The organism is Actinomyces sp. 594 (genome assembly GCF_019325145.1).
Lineage (GTDB): Bacteria > Actinomycetota > Actinomycetes > Actinomycetales > Actinomycetaceae > Actinomyces.
Map to the genome: position 1 here is coordinate 1 of NZ_PIZC01000060.1, position 858 is coordinate 858.

An 858-nucleotide genomic window follows, 5' to 3' on the forward strand; every position below is an offset into this window, starting at 1 on the left:
GCCGTGAGCCCGGCCGAGGGCACCACAGCGGCAGGCTCCGCGGCGGCGGGCTCCGCGGCAGCGCGTCTGGCCGGGCGGCGCGTGCTGCTGCCGCGCGCCAAGCCCGGCGACGCGATTGCCGCCGCACTGGCCGCGGCGGGTGCCGCGGTGGTGAGCGTGGGTTTGACCCGGGCGGTCCCCGGGGCCGCCGGTCCCCGTGAGCGCGCCGCCGCAAGGCTGGCGGACGGCCACTACGCCTGGGGAGTGCTGACCTCGGCCCGCACCCTGGACTTCTTCGACTTCAGCGCCCTGGGCAACTATGAGGCGCACGACGCCTGCGGACACGTGAACGGCGCTTCGGGCTGTCCCGATACCCCCGCGCGCGTCCGCCCCACCGCCTCACGCCCATGCACCGGAATCGCTGTGGTCGGCACTGGCACCGCGCGCGCCGTGCGGGAGCGGCTGGGGTGCGAACCCGACCTGGTGGCGGCCGGCAGCGGGACTGCCCTGCTGGAGCTGCCGCAGCTCAGTGGCGGGCCGGACGCCCTTGCGACGTCCTCGCCCGCGCGCCGATACGGGACGGCCGGGGGTGGGACGGGGCGGGAGCGCCGACTGCTGCTGCCAGGCTCGGCGCTGGCCTCCCCCGCACTGGCCGAGGGCCTCAGGCGCGCGGGCTGGGAGGTCGATGCCGTGGCCGCCTACACCATGGAACCGGTTCCACTCGCCGACCTGCCCGTGGGCTTCACCGCGGACTGGGTGGGCGGCCGCTTCGACGCGGTGGTACTGGTTGCGGGGTCCTCCACGCGCGCGCTGGTAGATCTCGCCGGGCCGCCCCCGCCCGCGACCCGCGTGGTGACGATCGGGAAGCCGACCGCCGCG

General features: G+C 77.0%; 1 protein-coding gene. It reads left to right on the forward strand.

The genetic code is table 11. The features are described from left to right. Window positions 1–858, forward strand: an 858-nt coding sequence (locus tag GZ998_RS10830; RefSeq protein WP_257505892.1) for a uroporphyrinogen-III synthase, incomplete at both ends; no start/stop codon positions are given.